We start from the raw sequence: 22,763 nt of genomic DNA, 5'->3' as shown, positions 1-22,763 counted from the left end.
GGGAAGCGATCACCAACGCGCCCTTGAGCGCGGCCGGGAGATCTCCGCTGTCGAGGAGAATCTCGTCGACGGGGAGCGCGGCATCCGGCGGCCCTTCGGACAGGCAGCGCAGAAGCGGGCGCTCCCCCTGGATGAAGTTCTCTGCCGTCACCATCTGACCCCCGACCTCTCTACGGCCACCTCACTTGCGTGGCCATGCCAACTACGTTCGAAGTGGTCACCTCCGTGCCGGCCTGTGGCGGCCCGTGCCCTCGTAGCGCTCTCCCCCTGAGCCGAGCTAGCATCCGGGACGATAAACAAACCGGCGGTCGGTTTTCCAGAAAAGGCCACCCGGTCTCTTTTCTGGAGATGATCCACTAGCCTTATTCAGTTAGCAAAACCGCCTGATGGGACGGTTTCTATTTCGGTCAATCTGATTTCATCCTGGCCACCCTCAAGCGATTCTGCAATGAGCAAAACGTGAAGAAGGCAAGATGACCTCATATATACCGCGGAGCACGCGCCGCGGGGGGAGGGACGCCCATGCCAGCACCTCGGTCAGGCCCGACGGAGGTCGATGCCGCCATCGGCCGGCACCTGAAACGGCTCCGGAACGACGCAGGCAAGACTTGCGAACAGACCGCCTACGCAACGGGAATGAGTGCTTCGAAGGTCACCAGGATCGAGGGTGCGCGCTCCAAGGTGACGTGGGAGGACGCCTGGCGATTACTGCACTGCTACGGCGCCCCGCCCGACGACGTCGAAGAGCTGCGGCAGATGATCGCCGGTCCTGCGGAGATCCACGCCGCCGTTTCCCGCCGCCTCCAGGAGTTGCGCAATCGCTGCGTCATGTCCCGCAAGCAGGCCGCGCAGGCCACCGGGCTGACACCGTCGAAGGTGGAGTACATCGAGCGCCCGGAATCGACGGTGACCTGGGAGGACGCAGAGCGACTCCTGCGCTGCTACCGAGCGTCGGCCAGCGTGGGCGAAGAGATCCGTCGAAAGATCACCGAAGCCAGCAGGACGGGCTGGTGGCACTCCTTCCGGGACGTCATCCCCGTGTGGATGTCCAAGACGATCGCCACCGAAGGTGTCGCCGAGCGAATCCGAGAGTGGCACCCCACTCTCATCCCGCCCATGCTGCGCACCGGTGCGTACCAAGAAGCGATCTGGCACACCATGAGCCCGGACCAGTCGCCCGAGAAGATCAGCCGTCGTGTCGAACTGCTCCTGGAACGGCAGAGGCGCGTGCTGGAGAGCAGCTGCACGATCTGGGAGATCATGGGAGCGGGCGCGCTGGAGACGCTCGTGGGCGGAGAGGAACTGATGCGCGAACAGATCGCGCACCTGCGAGCACTGGGCCAGCGCCCCGACGTGAGGGTTCAGGTCGCCCCACGAGGCCTGCACCCCCTGAGTACGACGCCGCCGGTGCGACTCCTGCGCACGGGGGCAGGATCTCCAGACCAGTTCGTCCTCGCACAGGGAGCTGACCGGGCCGAGATCAGCGACCGCAAAGAGATGGTCGACCAGTACATGGCAGACATGAACGGGACAGCAGTGCTCGCCAGCCGGCCGGGAGCTCTGCTGGAACAACTTGAGGGGATATGGGCGTGACGGATCACCAGCCGCCAAAGGGAGTCGACGACACGGTGCCCCACTCCGCACGGGTATACGACTACTTCCTCGGAGGCCGAGACCACTACCAGGTCGACATTGAGGCAGCCCACAGACTGAAGGCCATCTGGCCGGGCCTGCCCACGGGTATGGAAGTGAACAGGTCCTTCGTGCACCGAGTGGCCCGCTGGGCCGTCACCGAAGGCGGCGTGAGGCAGTTCATCGACATCGGCACAGGTCTGCCGACTTCCCCCAACCTGCACGAAGTCGCCCAGCAGGCGGACCCGTCAGCACGAGTGCTCTACGTGGACAACGACCCGCTCGTCCTCGTCCACGCCCAAGCCGTGCTGACCAGCAGCGCTCAGGACCAGATCGCCTACATCCTCGCCGACGCGCGTGACCCGGACGCCATCCTTCAGCATCCGGACCTGGGTAACACCCTGGACCTCACCGAGCCCGTCTGTCTGTGCATCATCGGCATGCTGCATTTCATCCACGACGATGCCCACGACGTCGTGCGGCGCCTGCTGGAGCCGCTGCCAGCGGGCAGCCTCCTGGTCACCACGATCGTCACCGCGGACTTCGACCCTGACAGGCTCACCCGCATTGCCGAGGAGTACACGAACCTCGGGATGCCCATGCTGGTCCGCAACAAGGACGAGGTCACAGCCTTCTTCGAGGACATGGACCTTGTCGACCCCGGAGTGGTTCCGGCCCACCGCTGGAAGCCGATCGCCGGGGCGCCGCCGGTCGCCGACGACGAGGTAGCGGTGTACGCCGCCGTCGGACGAAAGCGCTGACGGACCGTACGTCGCCCGGCTGTGCCCACGGGCTGGCGCCTCCCGCGGGCACCATCGCGCATGGACCTCAACACGCACACCACACCTCCTAACACCATGTGAATCCCACAAACTTCACGAAATCACCAAGTTGCCTGTGGTGCGCGAGGTGTTGATCATGACTGCTCCCCGCCCGCCGTTGCATTCGGCGAGTCGGGCCGGTCTCCACCGGCTCCAGACGACGGACTACACGCCTCTCGTCTGGTCGTCGCCTGCAGCCGTAAGGAGGCCGGAAGCGGAGCGACTGGTCACATGAAGAGGGGGACGTCGTGTTACCGACGGCGGGGTTACTCGCGGACGGGCTCGCCAGACTGGGCGAGTTTCGCCGCCAACTGGTGCTGGTGCCGCTACTGGACGGGGGTTTGGCGTCCGCGGAACTCGCCGGCCTGCGCTGGATCTACGCCTTCAGCTCGCCGGAAGCCCTGACCGTCTTCGCCCAGGGCCGCAGAGCCGGCGGCGAATGGGAGTTCCAGACGCTCTACGGCGCGCGGCTGCTGGACGAAGTCATCCCCTCACTGAGGTCGCGGTGCGGAGTCGTACTCGACGCCGGCACCGAGGACGGGCGGCTGCTGCCGCCGATGAGGGGCATAGTGCCGGACCGGGCAGCACTGGAAACAGCAGCTGAAACCGAGACCACCCCAGTGCCGAACGACGTCGCGAGCGCCGCCACTTCCCTGCGAGCGCACAAGGGGGCGGTGGCGTGAGCGGCGGCTACACGTTCGACCCGAAAGACGTGAAGAAGGTCGAACGCGGCCTGAAGGACGCGATCGCCGAGCTGGAGGAGATAGGGCTCTTCTCCATCACGAGCCAGCAGGGAAACGGCTTCTCACGTCTGGCGATGTCCGGGCTGGCGACCGGCGACGCGCAACTGGCCTCGGCGCTCGAAGAGTTCTGCGACAGGTGGGGCTTCGCGGTGAAGGAGAAGATCCACGACGCGAACCAGATGGCGGTCGGACTCCGCCTGAACGCCGGCCTGTACCACGAGCAGGAGCAATACGTCATCGACAGCCTGAAGGAACTCGCGGCGGCCGGCTCGAACGACCCGCTCGCGGGCATGCGCGCGTCCGACGGAGCGGCCGGGAAGTCGTGGGAGCAGATCCAGAAGGACAACACGAAGGGCGCGGGAACGGACTACTCGCTGCCGGACTTCGAGGAGATGGGCGATCAGTGGAAGCAGGTCGGCCAAGACGCCTCCACGTCATCACCCACCGGTGGTAGCGCCGCGACCGGCGGGGGTGCGCACTGATGGGGGACTGGATCGACAGCGCCGGTGAAGCACTCGGCGACGGTGTTGCATGGGCCGGTGACAAGGTCGCGGACGGGCTGGACGAGGTCGGTGGACGCGGAATGGCCGAGGCCGTACGGGACGGCAGCGAGTGGGCCGCCGACGGCCTCGGCGCGAAGGTCGCCGAACGTGAACTCGGCACGACCGAGGACCCGAAGGAGCTGATACACGGCGAGGTCAAAGAGCTGACCGAAACCGCAGAGCACCTACGGGACTTCTTCCGCGCCTTCGAGCGGGTGGGCTCCGGGATGCGCGGCCTGGACACGGAATCGTGGCGCGGTGAGGCGGGGGAGGCATTCCGGGAGAAGATCGCCCCGCAGCCGAAGTTCTGGACGGGTGCGGCCGACGCCTGCGAGGGCGCGGCCAAGGCGCTCGTGACGTTCGCTTCCACGGTGCAGTGGGCGCAAGGCCAGGCCCAAGAAGCGATCGCCGCCTACAACAAGGCCCAGGCCGCCTCAGACAAGGCCCTGAAGGCCCACAACAAGCGCGTGGATGCCTGGAATGAGGCCAACGAATCTGAAGGGGAAGACCCAGGCCCACGCCCGGGGAAGTTTTCCGACCCCGGTGAGGAGGGCATGGCGCGCGCCCAGCATCTGCTCTCCGAAGCCCGAAGCCAGCGCGACTCGGCCGCCCGGGAGGCGCGGCAGGCGATCTCCCGGCTGGTGCACGACGCCCCGGCGGCGCCCGGGCTGATGGACCAACTCACCTCAGGAGCCCGCGACTTCGGTGAGGGCATGGGCCTCAACGGCATCCATATGCTCTCCGGCGCAGCGAAGGGCCTGATGGAGACCCTCCAGCTCGCACGTACGCTCAATCCGATCGACCCGTACAACCTCACCCACCCCGGCGCCTACGCGACGAACGTCAACGGCGTCCTCACCGGGCTGGCCTCCACCGCCACCCACCCCGAACGCATGGTCGACGCGGTCAAGAACGCGAACTGGAGCGACCCGGGGGAGATGGCCGGGAAGGTCCTGGTCGAGCTGGCCGGAGGGAAGGGCGCGGGCGGCGCCGTCAAGGGCGGGGTCAAGAGCAGTCTGAAGGCCGGTCTGAAGGAGGGCCTCAAGGAGGGCGCCGAGCAGGGTGCGCGTAAGACCGTACGCGAGCGGCTGACCGATCTGGGCCGCGAGCTGAACTGCAAGGTCCTGCGCCACGAGCCGGTGGACATGGCCACCGGCCGGATGGTCCTCTCCGAGGCCGACGTCTCGCTGCCCGGCTCCTTCCCGCTCACCTTCACCCGTACCTTCGAGTCGGCCTACCGGCTGGGCGGCTGGTTCGGCGCCGCCTGGGCCTCCCCGCTGGACGAGCGGCTGGAGGTCGACGCCGAGGGCGTGGTCTACGTCGCGGCCGACGGCAGCGTCCGCGCATACCCCCATCCCGCGCCCGGGCTTCCCGTCACTCCGCGGGAGGGCCTGCCCTGGCCGCTGGACCGCGCTGTCGACGGCTCGTACACCCTCACAGACCCGGTGACCGGCCTGACCCGTACGTTTGAGGCTCCGGCCGGTGCGCCGCCGGGTGGCGACGGCGTCGCCCGTATCGCCGCGTTGGGCGAACTCGCGGGCGGCTGGCTCTCGTTCGAGTGGGACGAGGAGACCGGAGAGCCGCTGTCGGTCACCCACTCCGGCGGCTACGAGCTGACGTTCGGCTGCGCCGGCGGCCGCGTTACCGAGCTGCACCTCGCGGGTGGGGCGCAGGACGGTTCGGCCCAGCTCCTGAAGTCCTACGGCTACGACGAGGCGGGCCACCTCACCTCGGTCGCCGACTCCACGGGAGCGGCCCTGCGCTACGGCGTGGACGAGCGGGGGCGGATCGTCTCCTGGACCGACAGCAACGACAGCTCGTTCTCCTACACCTACGACGAGCAGGACCGCTGCGTCTCCCACACCGGAGAGGCGGGCCATCTCCGTGCCGTCTTCGAGTACGGCCTGCCCGCCGACATCGCCGGCCATCACGTCACGCGCGTCACGGACTCCCTCGGCCACCGCCTGCACTACGTGGTCGACGGCCGGCTGCGGATCGGCGCCGAGACCGACGCGGGCGGGAACACCACCCGTACCACCTACGACGAGCGGCACCGTCCGCTCACGGTCACCGACCCCCTCGGGGCGAGGACGGCGTACGGCTACGACGACGCGGGGCGCCCCGTGCTGGTCGTCCTGCCCGACGGCGGGGAAATCTGTGTCGACTACGATGGGCACGGTCTCCCGGTCCGCAAGAAGGCTGCGGACGGTGCCGAGTGGCGCTACGAGCGCGACGAGCGGGGTCTGGTCACGGCCGCCACCGATCCGGTTGGCGCTATCACGGCGTATGGCTACGATGCGCGCGGTCATCTGGCCTCCGTCACCGATCCGTTGGGCGAGACGACTCGCATCCGCTGCGACGCCGCGGGGCTGCCGATGTCGGTCACCGACCCGCTCGGCGGGACGACGACGTACGTACGGGACGCCTTCGGTCGCCCCACCGCGGTCACCGATCCGGTGGGCGCCGTCACCCGGCTCGCCTGGAGTCCGGAGGCCCGCCTCGTCCGGCGCGAGGACCCGGACGGCTCCGTGCAGGGCTGGACGTACGACGGCGAGGGCAACTGCCTCACCCACACCGACGCCGCCGGCGCCGTCACCCGTTACGAATACGGCCACTTCGACCTGCGCACGGCACGAACCGGGCCCGATGGCGTACGCCACACCTTCGACTACGACACCGAGCTGCGCCTCACCCGGGTCACCAACCCCCAGGGACTGACGTGGAGTTACTCCTACGACCCCGCAGGACGGCTCATTTCCGAGACCGACTTCGACGGCCGCACCATGCAGTACGGACGCGACGCCGCCGGCCGTCTCACCTTCCGCACCAACCCCGCCGGGCAGACCGTCAGCTTCACCCGCGACGCCATGGGGCGCGTCGTCCGCAAGAACGCCTACGGCGACGCGACCGACTACACCTACGACGCAGCCGGGCGCCTCATATCCGCAGCGGGACCGGACGCCGAACTCGTCTGCCGCCGTGACCGGCTCGGCCGCATCACGGCCGAGCTCGTCGGCGGCCGGGTCACCACCCACGGCTACGACGCTCTCGGCCGTCGCACCCGACGTGTCACCCCGTCCGGCACGGTCACCACGTACGCCTACGACGCCGGCGGAAACCGCACCCGTCTTACCACCGACGGCCACACCCTCGCCTTCGACCACGACGAGACGGGCCGCGAGACCGCCCGCCGCATCGGCGAGGGCCAACTGACCTTCAGCAGCCTGTGGGACCCGGCGGGACGCCTGGCTTCCCAGACCATCACCGCACCCGCCTCCACCACGCCGGTGCAGCACCGCACCTACAGCTACCGGCCCGACAGCCATCTCACCCGCGTCGAAGACCAGTTGAACGGCCCGCAGTGCTTCGTTCTCGACCCGGCGGGACGCGTCACCGCCGTCCACGCCGAGAACTGGTCGGAGACCTACGCCTACGACGCGGCAGGCAACCAGACGGCTGCCAACTGGCCCGCCCAGCACGCCAGACCAGAAGCCCGGGGTGAGCGCAGCTACAGCGGCACCGCACTCCTGAACGCGGGCACCGTGCGCTACACCCACGACGCCGCAGGACGCACCACCCTGCGCCGCATCTCGCGGCCGTCGCGAAAGCCCGACACGTGGCGCTACGCCTGGGACGCTGAAGACCGCCTCACATCCGTGACGACGCCCGACGGCACCCGATGGCGCTACCTCTACGACCCGCTGGGCCGCCGCATCGCCAAGCAGCGCCTCGCGGAAGACGGCGAGGTCCTGGACCAAACCGATTTCACATGGGACAGGGCCACCCTGATCGAGCAGACCACCACGGCCACGAACCTGCCCGGCACGGTCACCCTCACCTGGGACCACGACGGACTGCGCCCTCTGTCCCAGACGGAACGCATCACCGACGCCAGCAGCCAGAACGAGGTGGACTCCCGCTTCTTCGCCATCGCGACTGATCTGATCGGCACGCCCACCGAACTCCTCGACGAGCACGGGAACATCGCCTGGCGCACCCGCAGCACACTGTGGGGCACCACGATGTGGAACACGGGCGCCACCGCCTACACGCCGCTGCGCTTCCCCGGCCAGTACGCCGACCCGGAGACCGGTCTCCACTACAACGTCCACCGCTACTACGACCCGACCACGGCCCGCTACCTCTCCCAGGACCCTCTGGGCCTCGACCCGGCCCCGAACCCGACGACGTACGTCCACAATCCGCACACATGGGCAGATCCGCTAGGACTGGCACCCTGCGGCAAGGACGACGGCTCCCTGAGCGACCGAGATGTCCACGGCAAGGGACGCCAGGCTGAGCGCGGAGTGGACGTCGATCATGTCTGGGAGAATGGAGACATGTACGTCCAGAATGACGGACAAATCGTCAAGGTCATGGAGAGCGGAAACGGCTACGATGTTGTGATCAAGGACCTCGGGAATCCGAGCGGCGCGCCCACGACCGCCATCAAGGACGCGACGCAGAAATACCTTGATAATCAAGTGGAAAAGGGAAGATGGGAATGACCTCCCAGCGGCTCCGTTGCTGCATCTGCGGAATGAGCACCGAAGACGCACTTGACCACGTGGTGCTCACTGCCACGACTGAAGACGTCGACACCGAGCAACGCCTCGATGCGCACGCAGAATGCGTCAACGGGGTTCTTGCTCCCGGATTCACTATCGAAGTCCACTTGATGTAGTGCATCACGGTGTGCGTTGACTGATAGTCAGGCCCGGGAATGAGTCATGATATTGAAAGCCCCGCCAGCTGCCGGGACTAGTTCTGCCAGATGCTGACGGCGGACTGGCGCGGGAGTTGCGTTTCGTCCAGAAGGTCGCCGGACGCCGGGACTGGTGGCGGGGTGGTCATCCGGTGCCAGGGCGGCTCGCCCCGTACGGCGGCCGCGATCGTAAGCTCGGACACGTCGTATCGATACGCCAGCACCGCGACGCTGGTCCCGCCCGCGGCCGACCGGCGGGCACCGACCACATCCCGGGACGTCAGCAACCGCTCCGACCGTCGCCTCCGCACAGGCGGGAGGTCAGCGAAGCCCCTGCTCACGTCACCTTCCCGTAAGGCTCGGGCTCGCTCCTGCCCCCTTCTTGCTCTGTCGGCCTGGTCGACGAGCTGCACAGGTGGCGGGTCCACGAGATGTGCCCACGTGCGACCGACGATCGCGCGGCGCAGAGCTTGGTAACTGCGTTGGAGATCGTCGGCGACGTCAGCGATCAACTGCCCGTCGGCGGTCCGCCGACGGGCTTCAAGTACAGTCTCCTCGTCCAGCCTGTCCTGCCGCTCGGGTGGTGGGGGCGCCGGGACGACGAGATCAGCGAACGTCATCCCCCGTACCGCCCGGCGGAGAGGCTCTGTGGGCACAGCGAGTTCCTGGGCGACTGCGCCGACCTTCGCGCCGCGGGCTACCAGACGGCGCGCGTGGGCGACGAGCAGCACATTCAATCCCGTGGGCGTGCTGCCTGATGCGGGGCGCCTGCGCGGGGGCACTGACCGGTTCCTCCCTGTTCATGGCTGTGAAGGCCTTGGGCATGTGTGATGGGGAGCCGCTTCGAGGTGCAAGGCGTTCGCGGCCGCGGGCCGTTCTTCAGCGGATGTCATCCGACGTAGGGCTCGAAGGACCAGGAGGAAGTCCGGTCCAGGTGGCCCTGCTGGACTGCGTTGCGGCAGACGCGGGTGAGCGGATGTTGAGCACCGAGCACGTTGATGGCGCGGTCGATGGTGTCTCTGATGAGGTCCGCGGCGTCCCAGGTGCTGGAGCGGGACCGGCAGCGTGCGGCGTTTACGGCGGCTCCCATGGCGACTGGATGGTCTCGTCCCAGGGCGTCTCGGAGCCCTTCCAGGGCCCACTCGAATTGCGCTTGGGCCTGGTCGAGTTGGCCTTGTGCTTCGAGCGTGAGACCCGTGTTGGTCCGCATGCCGATGGAGACGGGGTGGGCTTCGCCGAGGAGCCGGCGGTAGCCCTGCTCGGCTTCAGCGATCAGCTCGTACGCCGAGTCGGTGTTGCCCCGGACGTGCTGGAGATTCCCGAGACTGGTCATCACGGCCAGGGCCTGGAAGTGCCCGCGCCCCATGGTCTTGACGACCCGCTGGAGCAGTTCGCTGAAGGCGCCTTCGATTCCCTCGTGCCGAGGGTTGGTCTGCCATCGGCACAGGAGGAGGTTGTGCTGGGCCCATTGGGTCTTGGGATGATCAGCGCCGAGCTGTTCAACGAACTGGTGCACCACTCGGCGCTGTAGGTCCACGGCGTCTGCGTGGCGCCCGAGGAGCCGCATATCGCGTGCGAGCACGTTGCCGGATTCGAGGGAATCGAGCGGGAGCGCCAGAGCTTGACGCTTGGTGAAGGTGTCGCGGTCGACCTGGAGTGCTTCCGCGTACCGTCCGGTCAGTCGGAGACTGACGCCGAGGTTGTGGGATGCGAGCAGCGTTGTGTCGTGATCGGTGCCATGAAGCTGCTGCGCTGTGGCGACTACCTCCCGCTGTTCTCGCAGCGCGTCCTGATAGTGGCCGAGGAAGCGTTGATCGGCTGCGAGACCACTTCGGGCGTTCAGGAGCATGCCCGTGTCCGCTTCGGGTGCGACGCTCAAGTTGTCCATAAGTTCCGTGTCGAGAGCATGTGCCTTCTCGAATTCCCCCAGGCCGCGCAGCAGGTTGCTCTGCGCGGTCGTGAGCTCGCACATCGCCGGATGAGCTATGGCGAGAGTGCGTGACCAGGCGCCTCGGATGCGGTCGGCAAGGTCTGCCCCTGCCTGATACTGGCCGGCGATGCGGCAGTAGCGCAGACAGTCAGTCAGAAGCTCTTGTGCCGCGGCTTTGCTCAAGAACTGGTCGGATTCGTTCAGTTGGACAAGCAGCTGAGCGTAGCGGGGCCAGTTGATCCGGTCCTTGGGATCGCCGGGGTGGGCTGGGTGGAGGGTGTCTTCAGGCATGGCTTCTTCGTCGGTCCGGAGCGGTTCCATCCCTCAGTCCCGCGCGCGCAGGGCGGCGAGGCGGGCCCGGATATCCGCGGCGTCGCGGGGGCTGGCGGTCTCGGCGATCGCGAGGGCCTGCTCGTACAGCTCCAGGGCTTCCTCACGGCGGCCTTGGGCTGCGGCGGCCTGCGCGAGCATGTTCAGTACGCGCGACTCCTCGGGGTCGGAGCCGAGGGCGCGCATCTCCTGCAGCGCTGTGTGCAGCAGCTCTTCGGCGCGCCCGAACTCCTCCAGCCCGGCCAGGGCATGTCCCTCCTCGGCGGCGGAGCGGGCGGCGTCGAACCGGTCGCCGGCGGCATTGAGGCCCTCACCGGCCAGGCGGAATTCCTCGGCGGCGAGGCGGAAGCGGCCCCTCGCGTAGGCGATTTCTCCGAGGACGTGTCGGGAGACCGCGACGCCGCGGGGGTAGTTGATTGCTTCCCGGATGCGGATGGCCTCGGAGAGAGCGTCGGCGGCCTCCTCGTGACTGCCCTGGCCCTGGTGGCACACCCCCATCTCGTGGAGCCCTTGTGCTTCGCCGTGGCGGTCGCCCGCCTCCCGCGCAAGGCGGAGCGCCTGTTCGGCCCACTCCATCGCCTCGTCGTACCGGTCCAGTAGCCGCAGGGCGATGACGCCGGTGGTGAGCATCTCCCGCTGCCCCAGACGGTCCTTGCAGCGGATCGCCGCGCGGAGGCCCCGTCGGTGCATGTCCAGCCACAGCTCCAGAGGCCGGTGAAGGCGGAAATGGGGCCATGCGGCGTGCGGGAGTTGGTAGACCAGCGTGTCCCAGCCGCGGCCTTCGGCGGCCCGCTGGCAGATCGCGATGTCGTCCATGTTGGCGTCCAGCCACGCCTGCGCCGCGTCCTTGTCCTCCCCGAAGTCGGGCGAGATGGGGTGGAAGACGATGTCGCGGCTCACCTCCCGGTGGGTCGTCAGCAGGTGCTCGGCGACCGTGGCCGTGCCCAGGAGGTAGTCCGACCACCGCCGCAGCGCGCGGTCGCGATCCTCGAGGCTCTCGCGCTGCGCGGCGGCGCCCCGGGCGTGGACGAGGATCTCGTCGGGGAAGCGGAAGAGCCGCCCGCGGCCGCGGTGCTCGCCGCGGTCCTCCAGGAGGTGGGCACGGTGCAGCTTGGCGAGCACCTGCCTGGAGCGGTCCGTGGCCAGCCCCAGGGCGGCGGCCGCGTTGTCGGCGTCGAGGTGGGTGGCCGGGATGCAGGCGAGCATCCGGTAGGCGTGCCCCATGGGGCCGGGCAGACTGTCGTGGATCTCGTCGAGCACGGAAGGTCCTTCGGGGGTGTGGTTTGCGGCATCGGCCATGAGGCCGGGGCGGACGGCGAGTTGGGCGGCAACCAGGCCCAGGTGCAGCGGGAGGTGCCCGCACCGGGCAGCCAACTGCCGTACGGCGGCGGGCTCCTGGGGGAGGCGGTCCTCGCCGACCAGGCGGCGCAGCAGGGCTTCGGCAGCGGTGGGGGTGAGCGGGGGGACGGGGTGGAGGCGGGCGCCGTCCCGGAGCAAGCCGGACAGCAGGCGCCGGGAGGTGACGGCGACCAGGTGGCCTTCCCCGCCGGGGAGGAGCGCGCGGACGAGATCCTCGTCGGTGGCGTCGTCGAGCAGCAGGCCGGTACGGCGGGCGGCGGTGACGCTCCGCCAGCGGCCGGTCAGCTCGTCGACGTCGGCGTCCTCGGTGGCCGCGTGCCCGAGGTCGCGGAGGAGGCGGCGCAGCAGCGTCGGCAGCGCCGCGCTGCCCCCGGCCTTCCGCGCGTCGGGCAGGTGGACGTAGCCGGCGGGTGTCTCCTCGCGGTGAGCGGCGAGCCAGCGGGCGGCCAGGGCGCTCTTGCCCACGCCGCCGTCCCCGACGAGCACCGCCAGGGTGGAGGTGTAGGGCTGCCGGTGGCGTACATGGCCGGCGAGATCGGCGAGCTCGTCCTCCCGGTCCTCCCATGCTGCTGTCACGGGCGGCAGCTGAAACGGAACCAGCGGCGGGGGCGGAGGCTGGACCACGTGCAGCGTATGGATCTCGCCAGCCTGCACCACGGCGCCCAACTGACCGCCGCTGACGGCGTTACCGCTGCTGCTCACGGTGGGTGGCCTCCTGATCGTTGTCGAGTGGACGGGCAGTTCTGGGCGGTGGTACGCCCGGCGCCGGACGGACCCACCGCGCTGGGGGCGGATCAGCGTCGGGCGCGCTTTCGCGGCCCTCCTCCGCGCCCTCGAAGCTCCACCCCGGCGTCCTTGAGCAGCCGGTGAATGGCGCCGTAGGAGCGGCCGGTCTCCTCGCTGATCTCGCGGATGGAGTACCTGCGCTCGCAGTAGGCGGTCACGACCTTCTGGCTGAACTGTTCACGCTGCGTCCCGGTCAGGGGTGTGCGTGGCGGGACGTGGGGCAGGTCCGATTCCCAGGACATCGCGGTCTCCTGTCAGCGCCGGGCGGCGGCGAGGGCCCGGGTCCAGCGGACGGCGTCGTTGATCGTGCCGGTGCCGGACGCGGTGTCCATGCCGGGCTTGGCGCAGAAGCCCTCGACGTCCCAGGCGGTGTTGCAGCCCGTGTAGAGGTCATACGTGCCGCGCGTGTTGGGGCGGATGGCGCGTACGGCGCGGGTGACGTTGCCGAGGCGGTGGCCGGCCTGCTGCGCAGCGAGCACGGTGATGCCGGCGACGGCGGGCGAGGCGGCGGAGGTACCCGCGACGCGGGTCCAGCCCGGCTTCTGACCCTCCAGCCCGTTCATGCTGCTGTAGATCCAGGTCCGCGAGCTGCCGCCGCCGACGGCGGTGAGGTCCGCGGAGGGCCGGCCCTTCCAGATGAGGGAGCGGCCGGAGCCGCTCACCCCGCCGAGCTTGGCGTCGTCCGTCCACAGCCGATCCGGCGCCGTCCGCTCACCCTTGTCGGTCAAGTAGAGGTCGGTCGCGCCCACCCCGGTGACGAGCGGATCGGAGGCGGGCCAGGGCACCGTACGGTCCGGGTAGACGCCGTCGCCCTGGAGCGTCGGCCCGGTCGGGCCGTGATTCCCCGTTGCCGCGAAGAGGCTGATGTCCCGTCCGGCAGCGGTCTTCAGACCGCGGCGCAGACCGTTGACGAGGTGGTAGTCGCCGGGCGTTCCGGCCGCGTCGGCGAGCGCCCGCTCGAAGATGCCGTACGACATCGAGATGGCGGTGACGTCCCTGTTGCGCGATACCCAGTCGATCGCGTCGGAGATCTCTTTCCACGGCGCAAGGCCCTTCGCGTCATCCCAGTTGTGCGCCGTGGAGACGAGGATCAACTTGGCCCTCGGCGCCATCGCGTGCGCCATCTGAAGATCCAAATTGGCCTCCTGGACGTTGCCCGCCTCCGAGGGGTCCTCCGGGTCCGGCTCCGTCACCTCGCCGCGCTCGATGACCTCGACCTTCGTACGGGGCAGGTCCATCTCGTCCGAGAACTTGTTCATGTCGGACTGCACGGTGGCGTGCTTCTGGGGCATCACCACGGCGATGGTCTCGCCCTGGCCTTGGATGCCGCGGGCGTTGAGGCGGTCGACGCCGTACGCGTGCCGCAGGTGGCGCGCCGTGTAGCAGGGGCGGCCGTACAACTCCTTGCACTCTGCGGGAGTGCCGGGCTCGGCCGGCTTGTCCGCCGCGGTCCGGGCGGTCTTCGGCTCCGGGATATCGCTCATGAACGTCCCCACCCGGCCCTGGTGGGAGGAGGCGGCTGTGTCGCTGCCCGCCGCCATCGCGGCGGGCAGGACGCCGGCGGCGGCCAGAGCCGCAGCCGCGGCCAGAGTCGTGAACATGACGCGTCGTCGCATTTGCATGACTTTCGTGTGTTGGTAACGGTGTGTAACGGGGTGCAGGCGGGAGCCTGCGGCCGGAGCAGCGGTCGGCCCCTACACGCGGGGCAGGGAATAGCCCTCCGGCGGTCTGGTTCAGCCGAACGCCGCATGTGCGGTGAACGGCTGCTGTGTGCGCCGGCGATGGAGCAGCGGCGTGCGAGGGAGCCGGGTCAGCTACCGCTGCGCAGAGGCGTCGCTCAACCGGTTGGTTACCTCTGTCAGCGCCTCCTCGACGCGTCGCAGATCCGGCGCTCCGGCTTCGATGAAGAAGGCCTTGGCCCGCTGCAAGTGATCCCGCGCAGTGGTCAGGCGTCCCTGCGCGGCGGCGGCCTCGCCGCACACCATGTACGCCTGGGCCCTGTACTTGCTGGATCCGGAATCAGCCAGCAGGCCCGCCGCCTGTGCCGCGAACTCCTCGGCGTGGGCCGGGTCTCCTGCGCGGGTGTAAGCGTCGGCGAGCCAGACCGTGGTCATCGCCTTCACATCCGGATCGCCGATCCGCTCGGCGAGATCCCGGCTCTTGGTGAGCTCGTCGATGGCTTCGGCGATCTTGTCCGCGGCGAGGAGAGTCTGGCCGAGGCGGCGACGGCTGAGAGCCGCGTCGCGATGCCGCTCTGCCACGTGGTCAAGGGCAACGGCTTCCGCTAGCGCGGCGACTGCGTCTTTGACGTCGCCCTGCTCACGGCGGGCCATGCCGATCAAGCCGAGCGCATGAGCCGTCAGCCGGTCATGGTCGGCCCTGCGCGCCACGCGCAGGGCGTCCTGGCCCGCCGTCAAGGCCTCGGCCCGGCGGCCCTGGTCGTGAAAGGCGAGGCCGAGGCAGTAGTGCATACGGGCCAGGGCCGCATCGTCGGCGCACCGCCGCGCTGCCGCGATCCCCAGCCTGTAGGCGAGCTCCCACTCCGCGATGTGCTTTCGACGCAAGAACAGGTGCCACATCGCCTCGGCCAGCTGCCACACCAGAGCGTGGGCACCGTACTCGCCGCCGGCACGCAGCATCGCCATCAACGTGGGCAGGTCCCGCTCCAGCGCTTCAAGAGCTTCCAGGCTGCTGGAGTACGCAGGCGGGGCGCCGGGTGACGGAAAGAACTCACCGAGACGCCACTCCTGCGGTGCCACGACGGCATCGGCAGCAGCCGCGAGAGCGACGTAGTGCTCCAACAAGCGGCATATCACCGCCCGGTGCTGATCGTGGTCGTCGTCCCACTCGGCACGCTCCCGGGCGTCGCTGCGGACGACGTCGTGAAAGGCATACCTCTCGCCACGGATCTCCAGCAGGCTCACCTCAACCAAGTCGTCGACCCGTTGCCGAGCCTCGTGCACAGGGAGGGCCAAGGCAGCTGCCGCGGCCTGGAGCGAGAACTCCCCCCGGGGATGGAATCCGAGTCGCCGATAGGCAACCTGCTGTTCGTCGGTCAACGCGTCGTAGGACCCGTCGAAGTTGCTGGTAATGGAGATCTCCCTCCTCAGCGCCCGCTGGTGACGCCGATCTTCGGTGAGTTGCTGCACGGCATCGTCGAGCGATTGCTGGGGCCGTGTGGCGAGACTTCCGGCCGTGAGGGCCAGCGCGAGGGGATGCCCACCACACAGCTCGACCAGACGTACGGAGGACTCGAATTCTGCTGCGACCCGGTCCTCACCCAAGGACCGACGCAGCAGCTCCCGGCCGGCCTCAGGGGCCAGCGCCTGCACGTGAATGAAGCGGGCACCCAGCCGGTTCAGGCCGCCGAGGAGGTGCCGACTCGTCACCACCACGGTGCTCTCCGGCGACGTCGGCAGCAGGGCCTCCACCTGCGCGTCGGACTCGGCGTTGTCCAGATGGACTGCGAGGTTGCTGCGTGCGGTGATTTGGCGAAACAGGATGGATGCTTCGTCCGCTGTGGCCGGGACCTGCTCCCCCGCCACTCCCAGAGACCGCAGCAGCCCGCTGAGCACCAAGTGGATCTGCGCGCGGTGATCTCCTGCGGTCGCAGCCAGGTCGGCGTGGAGCACGCCGTCACGGAAGTCCGCTGCACGCCGGTGCAGCCAGTGCTCAACGAGGGCGGTCTTACCGATGCCTCCGCCGCCGCTGACCACCACAATCTGCGTGCCGCCTGCGCCCGTACGGGTTTGCGCGGCTTGATCGAGCTGGAGTAACTCGGCTGTGCGGTTGGTGAAGTGCGCGAGAGGGGGCCGCAGGTGCCGCGGCACCAGAGGCTGAAGGCGCTCGTCGATACTCTCGATCCGCTCTGCCGCCGGGCTGTGCAACTCTGCTGCCCCGGCTGCATTGGACGGGAGCGGAAGCGCGGACGCCCGCTGTCGCCAGGCATCGAAGTGTGCAAGGAACTGGGGATCTGACTGTGCCGCCGTTGTCAGGGCGGCCCCCAGGACGGCAAGCCTCACCGGATCACGGGGATCGGCCTCGAAGGCGCGGAGCGCATCCTCGGCCGGCCCGCCCGAGGTGCTGCGACCTTGGCCGTCTCCGTCTCTGTGGCCCTCTCCTCGCTCTCGGCTGACCAGCAGGCGAAGCCCGGCCCACAGCTGCCGCCCTACCTCACCTCCTGTCCCCTCGATAACACCCTTGAGTAGGGCTTCCATCGAAGGCACGATCAGGTCCACGCGCGGTGTCCTCCTGTAACAAGGTCTGTCACGGTTAATCTCCCTGACAAATTCGTCCATAACTGGTTCTGGATATCGAAGGGAGAGCGAATGAATGCCCGGTGTCTGGTTACGAACGGCTCGGTTCCTTGGTGAAAGCGGCTATGTGTTCCCCTCCGCGGCCCCGATAGGAAAACCCGTGCAGATGCAGGATTTTCCGCACTGTTTGGAAAGCGGCCATGTCGTTCCCTGTGATGGTCTTTGAGAAGGTCACCCGCTGCTTACACTGCGGCTCAGGGCATATAAGCGCCACGTGACCGCTCCTGGTTGACTCAAGTTCAAAACCTTGCTTCTTAGCGGCCTTCGCCATATCCCGGAATCGACCGTCACGCATCCCGCGCAGCGGATTCGGCCGTGACAAGTGCACCACTCTCGCTTTCGTTGCTTTCTGAAGGTTCCAACCCCCAGCGGCTGATCCCCGCTGAGCCGTACGGACGCGTGAGCAGAGACGGAGAGAGTTCGCCGGTTAGGAGAGGTCCGCCTCCGCACGCACAGCGGCGGGAACTCGGACGGTGCGCCCATCGCGGACGGGAACGACGACGATGGCCGCTCGCCGTGGCTTCCGATCAAGCCAGCCCTCGGAAGCGACCCGGCTAAGGGCTGCGCTGAGGGTGTTCGTTCCGATTTTCAGCGACCGCACGAGGGCCCTCTGGGTGGGCAGCGGCAGCCCTTCCGGATACTGTCCCGAGGCGATCCGCTCGCGTAGCTCCTGTGCCGCATACGCTACGGCTGCCCCCTCATGCGCCTTGAGGCCCTCCTCATTCGAGGAAACCCCGACGAGTTCCAGGGCGCCCTGTCGGAGAAGCCGGTGGACCGCACAGCTCATGATGGGTAACGGTGCACTGAATTCGCTACTCAACTGCTCCACGGATACGTTGTGCCCTGGTGCGTAGGAGCCTGTCCCTATGAGCTGTTTGATGGTCGCAGCGAGCCTTTCCGCGTCCTGTCCGGAGTTCGCAGACGCGGTGTGCTGATGTGGAGTTGACCGGCCGGGGTGCAAGGCCTGTGACTGGAGCATTTCGAGGTTCTCCGACCATGAGGCGGGGATAGTTTCATCAGAGAAAGGCAACTGCTTGGGCTCAGCGAGCACGTCTTGCTGTTGTCACCGCTACGCGAAGAGCGCGGTGGAGCCTTGTTGTCCGACGTGGATGGTCACCTCGATGCGAGGCGACCATCGCCGGCGTACGACCGACGCGAGGCGATGATCTTCCCGTCGGGGAGCAGCTCGCTGTTGTCTTAGACGCCGCTACACAGCAGGCTCCTTCTCGGCACTTCGAGGTCACGCAGCGAAGGTGATTGCGGGAGCTCGGTGCGGGTCGACGATCCGTCCGTCCGGCAGAAGCTCACCGGTGTCCTCGAAGAGCAGGACTTCGTTGCAGAGGAGGCTCCATCCTTGCTGGGGGAAGAAGGCGATGGGGTGGGCGGCTTCACGGTCGGGGGACGTGAAAGGCGGGCATTGAGGGGAGTGTTGGCACATCTCCGGTGCTCCAGATGCGGATGGACGGGCTGAGGGTCGGGGGAGGCGTTCTCCAGCGAGGTGAAGGCGCGGCAGGCCGATCGCACGAGGCGTTGCTGAACGGACCCGCGCGGGATGCCGTTCACGGCGGCTGCCCTCGACAGCTCGCTCCCTCAACGGGGCGAGCGGCCGCAGCCAGGCCCTCCCACGACTCGTAGTGCCTCGCGGCGCTCAGCAGGAGCGAGCCGATGGCGAATGCTTGGTACGGCAGTCGGCTCGGTCGACCGGGCGCCTTGCTCATGTCGAGGCCCAGCCCGTGGACGAGGGACTCGAGGCGGTAGTCCCTGACTGTCGGGTACGTCGCTTCGGCCAAGCGGCGTGTATCGACGACGCCGGCTGGCTTCCACCCGGGCAGGTGGGTGGTCAGTTCGCGCAGGTCGACGTGAACGCTGTGCGTGGCAATCCAGACGTCCTGGAGGACAGCCTCAACCTGGACCCTGATCTCTTCCCAGGTCAGGAGAGTGGACAGAGAGGTCGTCGTATGTCCGTGAACGCGAGCGGCACGGGGGTGAACGAGGCCAGGAGGCTGGATCAGCCACTGGCGGCTTCGCTCGGCGGCGAGCGCGCCGTCCACCACCGACACCGCGATGAGCTCCACCAGGTCGTAAGGAGGGAGCCCAGTTGTCCCCAAACGCACACACACAAGCGGCTGCGGCCATGCAGTGATCACGAACCGCTCCGGGGCTCTCGGGACTCGTTCACCGACAGCGGCGAAGCAGCCTGGGCGGTCGCCGTTGGGCGGAAGGGCTTCCGCGCGACCGCGGCGAGCATCGAGGACTCGGACGCGGTAGTTTCACCCTGGTCGCGGCCTGGCCGCCACAAGTGCGTGCTTGTCAGGCCCGGGTCGACTAGCTCCAGTCCGGCGAAGAACGTCCGGATTTCCTTCTCAGTGCGAGCCCGTGCTGGAGTCCCGGCCTTTCGGTAGATCTTCTCTGTGGTGGCCCATGCCTCTGGATCGAACTGCGAAGTGACGTGCGAGAGCGCGAGAAAGCTCCCGGGGCACAGCCGGTCGACGAGAGACTGCACGATCTCGTACGGGGCGTCCTCGTCGGGAACGAAGTGCATCACCGCGTTGAGTGACAGCGCGACAGGCCGGTCGAGGTCGATCAGGCTCAGCAGGTCGGGGTGATCGAGGACGGCGTCGTAACGTACGTCGGCCTGCAGGCTCCCGGCACAGCCTTCGGGAGCACTAAGGACCAGCACATCTGTGTAGTCGAGCACCATCGGGTCGTTGTCGACGTATACGACGCGGCACTCTGGTGCCTCGTCCTGCGCGACCTCGTGCAAATTGGGGGACGTGGGGATGCCCGAGCCGATGTCGACGAACTGCCGAACTCCGTACTCGCCGGCAAGCGTTCGAGTGGCGCGGTGCATGAAGCCCCGGTTCTCCAGAGCCACGGTCTGAATGAACGGGACGGCCTTCCGTACGCGCTCGGCAGCCTCCTGGTCTGCGGGGAAGTTGTCCTTTCCGCCAAGGTAGTAGTCGTACATGCGGGCAGGGTGCGGCACGGTCGTGTCGATCTCGCAGGTCGCTGGGGGCCTGCAGTTCTTCTCCGTCATCGGGGTTCTCCGTGGAGCGCGCGGCGGCCAAGGGCACACATGGAATGCGTGCGGCTCTGTTGCTGTCGGGACGGTTCGTGGTCTTCGAGAACCGCGATGCCGGGAGGCCGGATCCCACGTCGTCAGACGAGGCATGTGGCCTCCCTCCAGAGATCCCCCAGCGACTCCTCCAAGCCGATGCGAGGTCGCCATCCGAGCCGGTTGTCGGCGGCGTGTATGTCCGCTTGCTGCTGCCGCCTGTCGCCGTTGCTTCGGCCCGTGGTGGCTGGCTCGGGACCGAGCAACTTGCCTTCGTAGCCCGCGAGCTGGGCGAGGATGGTGGCCGCGTCGTGAAGCCGCACCGCTGTGCCGGAACCGATGTTGACGACTCCCTGAACCGTCGCGAGGGAAGCGCTGTGAACGGCCCGAGCGACGTCGCGCACATCGACGAAGTCGCATTGCTCGTCGAGCCCGGGCACGCGCAGTTCGCTGTCGCCCCGCGCGACCGCTCGGAACATGTCGTGGGCCAGCTGCCGCAGCGGCGAACTTGCCGGCCCATAGGGGCCGACGGGGGAGAAGACCCGCAAGACGATGGCGTTGAGCCCTGAGGCGAGCACCAGTTGCGTCGCAGCCAGCTTGCTCAGGCCGTACGGTCCCCAGGGGATCGGTACCGAGTCTTCCGCGAGTGGGGAGCCCACGTGTGAGGGCCCGTACTCCGCGGCACACCCGATGTGGACCAGGCGGGCCTGGCAGTGGCTGCGCCGTAGTGATTCGCAGACGGTCGCCGTGGCGACGACGTTGCCCCGGATCAGGTCCGCTGCTGTTCCGTGTGGGGTGCCAGCGCAGTTGATGACGACGCCCGGGTCCACGGCATCGAGGAAGCGGACGAGCGCGCCCGGGCTATCGGCGGCCAGGTCGAAACGTACGTTCGCGTCTTCCCCGCGGCCAAGCGTGAAGAGGTGCACTCCGGGGTCCGCCAGCAGCCGATCGGCGATTGAGGTCCCGAGGTACCCGCTCGCACCCAGCAACAGCACCCTCACGGCCGCCTCCACGGAATCCCGGCGGACTGTTCACCGCGTGCGTCGGATCCCAGCCCGGCGCTACTCAGGAGCGGCCAGCCCTGCTCGCGGACCCGCTTGAGGGACCGGTCTGCGCGGGGAGGTGTACATCGAGGCGTGTGAGAGAACATGAGGATGCTGTCCTGGGTGTCACGCGGCTTCGCTATGTCGAAGCCGTCGAGTCGTACGTGCGTGGTCCTGGGGGCCGTTGGAGACAGAGGAGAGGCGACGTGTGCGCTCCGGAGGCGCGAAGCGAAGGGCGCCGGGCCGAGGATCGGAAAATCGCTGACCGCCGATCCCCGGTGGTGTCATGTCGTGAGGCGGACGTTGAGATCTCGCACGTCGTGAGCGATGAACGATGGCTGTGGCTCGGGCACGTAGCCCTCCTCGAGGCGAACGTCGGGGAAGGCGTCGAAGAGGGCGGGGAGGGCGATTCGGGCTTCGAGCTTGGCGAGGGCTGCGCCGAGGCAGTAGTGGATGCCGTAGCCGAAGGCCAGATGCTGCTTGTCCGCGCGGTCAAGGTCGAAGGTGTCGGGGTCCGCGTGGACGTTCGGGTCGCGGCCGTGGGCGGCGAAGGCGATCAGGATGAGGTCGCCGCATCGGATGGTGACGTCGTCGCCGAGGTCGATGTCATCGGTGGCGTAGCGCATGGGGAGGTGCATGATCGGGCCGTGCAGACGCAGGGTCTCTTCGATCACCTCGTCCCACAGGTCGGGGTCGGCCAGAACGCGGGCGAGCTGGTCGGGGTGTCGGAATAGCTCAAGGACGGCGTGGTCGATGAGGGCGACCGCGGTCTCGCTGCCCGCCCCGATCATCAGGATGAGCGTGGAGACGAGTTCGTCAGCGCTGAGACGGTCGCCGTCTTCTTCGTGCGCGGCCAACAGGCCGCTGGTCATATCCTCGCCCGGGGAACGCCGCTTGGCCTCGATCAGCGCCTCCATCGCCGCATACAGATCGCGCTGCGTGGCGGCCGCTTCTGCATCGGTGGCTTGGGTGTCGAGGATGGCGTCGATGACGCGGAGCATCTTGGGCCGCTGGCGGGTCGGCACCCCGAACAGGTCGCAGATCAGACGGGTCGGCAGCTGGTAGGAGAACTCGGCCCGCAGGTTCACCACGTCACCTGACGGGTGTCGGCGAAGCCCGGATATGAGGTCGGCGACGATCGCTTCGATGGCCGGGCGCAGGGCGTCGATGCCGCGGGCGTTGAAGACGGAGCCGATGAGCTTCTTCAGCCGGTGATGGTCAGGTCCGTCGCTGGTGAACATGGAGATCACGTCAACCCAGCTGGTCAGCCACGCAATGGCTCCGGGCTGGTAGCCGGGCCAGGAGGCGCGGGCGTCCTTGGAGACGCGGTTGTCGGTGAGGAGCTTCTTGACGATGTCGCCGCGGGTGACGGACCAGGCGGTGAGGTTCTCCGGCAGCTGGACGCGTACGGCAGGTCCAGCCGCGCGGAGTTGGGCTGCTTCGGTGTGCAGATGGCGGCCGGTACGGTCCAGAGTGATGGGAGTGCTTGCGGTCATGCTGT

General features: G+C 68.1%; 18 protein-coding genes. 6 read left to right on the top strand and 12 right to left on the bottom strand.

Features of this window, described 5'->3' with window-relative positions:
- Positions 1-522: 522 nt before the first annotated feature.
- The 5 genes from AN218_RS22950 to AN218_RS22930 all read left to right on the top strand — a co-directional run bounded on the left by AN218_RS22950 (position 523) and on the right by AN218_RS22930 (position 8,246).
- Positions 523-1,593: a helix-turn-helix domain-containing protein gene (locus AN218_RS22950; RefSeq protein ID WP_079132479.1), complete on the top strand. Its 1,071-nt coding sequence runs from the start codon at positions 523-525 to the stop codon at positions 1,591-1,593.
- Positions 1,590-2,393 carry an SAM-dependent methyltransferase gene (locus AN218_RS22945; protein ID WP_420856004.1) on the top strand — a complete coding sequence of 268 codons (804 nt, stop codon included), beginning with the start codon at positions 1,590-1,592 and terminating at the stop codon, positions 2,391-2,393. The genes AN218_RS22950 and AN218_RS22945 overlap by 4 nt, the downstream gene beginning before the upstream one ends.
- Before the next feature lie 308 nt (positions 2,394-2,701).
- Positions 2,702-3,136: a hypothetical protein gene (locus tag AN218_RS22940; RefSeq protein WP_070018783.1), complete on the top strand. Its 435-nt coding sequence runs from the start codon at positions 2,702-2,704 to the stop codon at positions 3,134-3,136.
- On the top strand, positions 3,133-3,678 hold the full coding sequence (locus AN218_RS22935; RefSeq protein ID WP_070018782.1) for a hypothetical protein: 546 nt from the start codon (positions 3,133-3,135) through the stop codon (positions 3,676-3,678). The genes AN218_RS22940 and AN218_RS22935 overlap by 4 nt, the downstream gene beginning before the upstream one ends.
- Positions 3,678-8,246 (top strand): putative T7SS-secreted protein, encoded by a 4,569-nt coding sequence (locus AN218_RS22930; protein WP_070018781.1) that lies wholly within the window; start codon positions 3,678-3,680, stop codon positions 8,244-8,246. The genes AN218_RS22935 and AN218_RS22930 overlap by 1 nt, the downstream gene beginning before the upstream one ends.
- A 253-nt stretch (positions 8,247-8,499) precedes the next feature.
- Here the strand turns inward: AN218_RS22930 and AN218_RS36975 are convergent, their stop codons facing one another.
- Positions 8,500-8,646 (bottom strand): hypothetical protein, encoded by a 147-nt coding sequence (locus AN218_RS36975; RefSeq protein ID WP_171908765.1) that lies wholly within the window; start codon positions 8,644-8,646, stop codon positions 8,500-8,502.
- A 267-nt stretch (positions 8,647-8,913) separates the two neighbouring features.
- Between AN218_RS36975 and AN218_RS22915 the strand changes: the two genes are divergently transcribed.
- Entirely contained in the window at positions 8,914-9,201 is a 288-nt protein-coding gene (locus AN218_RS22915) for a hypothetical protein (RefSeq protein ID WP_141747671.1), read from the top strand.
- A gap of 131 nt (positions 9,202-9,332) precedes the next feature.
- On the opposite strand, the gene AN218_RS22910 is transcribed toward AN218_RS22915, so the two are convergent.
- The 11 genes from AN218_RS22910 to AN218_RS22870 form a co-directional block, all read right to left on the bottom strand.
- Entirely contained in the window at positions 9,333-10,664 is a 1,332-nt protein-coding gene (locus AN218_RS22910) for a tetratricopeptide repeat protein (RefSeq protein ID WP_171908764.1), read from the bottom strand.
- A gap of 33 nt (positions 10,665-10,697) precedes the next feature.
- Entirely contained in the window at positions 10,698-12,764 is a 2,067-nt protein-coding gene (locus AN218_RS22905; RefSeq protein WP_079132478.1) for a tetratricopeptide repeat protein, read from the bottom strand.
- A gap of 92 nt (positions 12,765-12,856) precedes the next feature.
- A complete protein-coding gene (locus AN218_RS22900) occupies positions 12,857-13,090 on the bottom strand; it encodes a helix-turn-helix domain-containing protein (RefSeq protein WP_070018776.1) in 234 nt (77 codons plus the stop codon).
- A gap of 12 nt (positions 13,091-13,102) precedes the next feature.
- On the bottom strand, positions 13,103-14,449 hold the full coding sequence (locus AN218_RS22895) for a S8 family serine peptidase (protein WP_070018775.1): 1,347 nt from the start codon (positions 14,447-14,449) through the stop codon (positions 13,103-13,105).
- A 213-nt stretch (positions 14,450-14,662) separates the two neighbouring features.
- Complete coding sequence (locus AN218_RS22890; RefSeq protein WP_070018774.1) at positions 14,663-17,086, bottom strand: tetratricopeptide repeat protein; 2,424 nt, start codon at positions 17,084-17,086, stop codon at positions 14,663-14,665.
- Between the two features lie 505 nt (positions 17,087-17,591).
- Complete coding sequence (locus AN218_RS36970) at positions 17,592-17,951, bottom strand: GntR family transcriptional regulator (RefSeq protein WP_171908763.1); 360 nt, start codon at positions 17,949-17,951, stop codon at positions 17,592-17,594.
- Positions 17,952-18,404: 453 nt separating this feature from the next.
- A complete protein-coding gene (locus AN218_RS38400; protein WP_079132475.1) occupies positions 18,405-18,602 on the bottom strand; it encodes a DUF5999 family protein in 198 nt (65 codons plus the stop codon).
- A 121-nt stretch (positions 18,603-18,723) separates the two neighbouring features.
- On the bottom strand, positions 18,724-19,278 hold the full coding sequence (locus AN218_RS22885; RefSeq protein ID WP_275936991.1) for a 3'-5' exonuclease: 555 nt from the start codon (positions 19,276-19,278) through the stop codon (positions 18,724-18,726).
- A gap of 29 nt (positions 19,279-19,307) precedes the next feature.
- Complete coding sequence (locus tag AN218_RS22880) at positions 19,308-20,201, bottom strand: SAM-dependent methyltransferase (RefSeq protein WP_070018772.1); 894 nt, start codon at positions 20,199-20,201, stop codon at positions 19,308-19,310.
- 122 nt (positions 20,202-20,323) lie between these two features.
- On the bottom strand, positions 20,324-21,220 hold the full coding sequence (locus AN218_RS22875) for an NAD-dependent epimerase/dehydratase family protein (RefSeq protein ID WP_070018771.1): 897 nt from the start codon (positions 21,218-21,220) through the stop codon (positions 20,324-20,326).
- Between the two features lie 326 nt (positions 21,221-21,546).
- The gene (locus AN218_RS22870) at positions 21,547-22,758 is read right to left on the bottom strand and encodes a cytochrome P450 family protein (RefSeq protein WP_070018847.1); all 1,212 of its coding nucleotides are present in this window, start codon (positions 22,756-22,758) and stop codon (positions 21,547-21,549) included.
- Between the last annotated feature and the right edge of the window lie 5 nt (positions 22,759-22,763).

This window comes from Streptomyces nanshensis, assembly GCF_001751255.1.
In the GTDB taxonomy this organism is placed as follows: domain Bacteria; phylum Actinomycetota; class Actinomycetes; order Streptomycetales; family Streptomycetaceae; genus Streptomyces; species Streptomyces nanshensis_A.
Note: the sequence above shows the minus strand (reverse complement) of the source record. Positions and strands in the feature narration are given on the sequence as shown.

What these genes read in the sequence shown, in the direction of transcription:
- AN218_RS22950 (WP_079132479.1), top strand. Translation starts at nt 523, where the DNA reads ATGCCAGCACCTCGGTCAGGCCCGACGGAGGTCGATGCCGCCATCGGC.
- AN218_RS22930 (WP_070018781.1), top strand. Translation starts at nt 3,678, where the DNA reads ATGGGGGACTGGATCGACAGCGCCGGTGAAGCACTCGGCGACGGTGTT.
- AN218_RS22910 (WP_171908764.1), bottom strand. Translation starts at nt 10,664, where the DNA reads ATGCCTGAAGACACCCTCCACCCAGCCCACCCCGGCGATCCCAAGGAC.
- AN218_RS22900 (WP_070018776.1), bottom strand. Translation starts at nt 13,090, where the DNA reads ATGTCCTGGGAATCGGACCTGCCCCACGTCCCGCCACGCACACCCCTG.
- AN218_RS22895 (WP_070018775.1), bottom strand. Translation starts at nt 14,449, where the DNA reads ATGTTCACGACTCTGGCCGCGGCTGCGGCTCTGGCCGCCGCCGGCGTC.
- AN218_RS36970 (WP_171908763.1), bottom strand. Translation starts at nt 17,951, where the DNA reads ATGAGCTGTGCGGTCCACCGGCTTCTCCGACAGGGCGCCCTGGAACTC.
- AN218_RS38400 (WP_079132475.1), bottom strand. Translation starts at nt 18,602, where the DNA reads ATGTGCCAACACTCCCCTCAATGCCCGCCTTTCACGTCCCCCGACCGT.
- AN218_RS22880 (WP_070018772.1), bottom strand. Translation starts at nt 20,201, where the DNA reads ATGACGGAGAAGAACTGCAGGCCCCCAGCGACCTGCGAGATCGACACG.
- AN218_RS22870 (WP_070018847.1), bottom strand. Translation starts at nt 22,758, where the DNA reads ATGACCGCAAGCACTCCCATCACTCTGGACCGTACCGGCCGCCATCTG.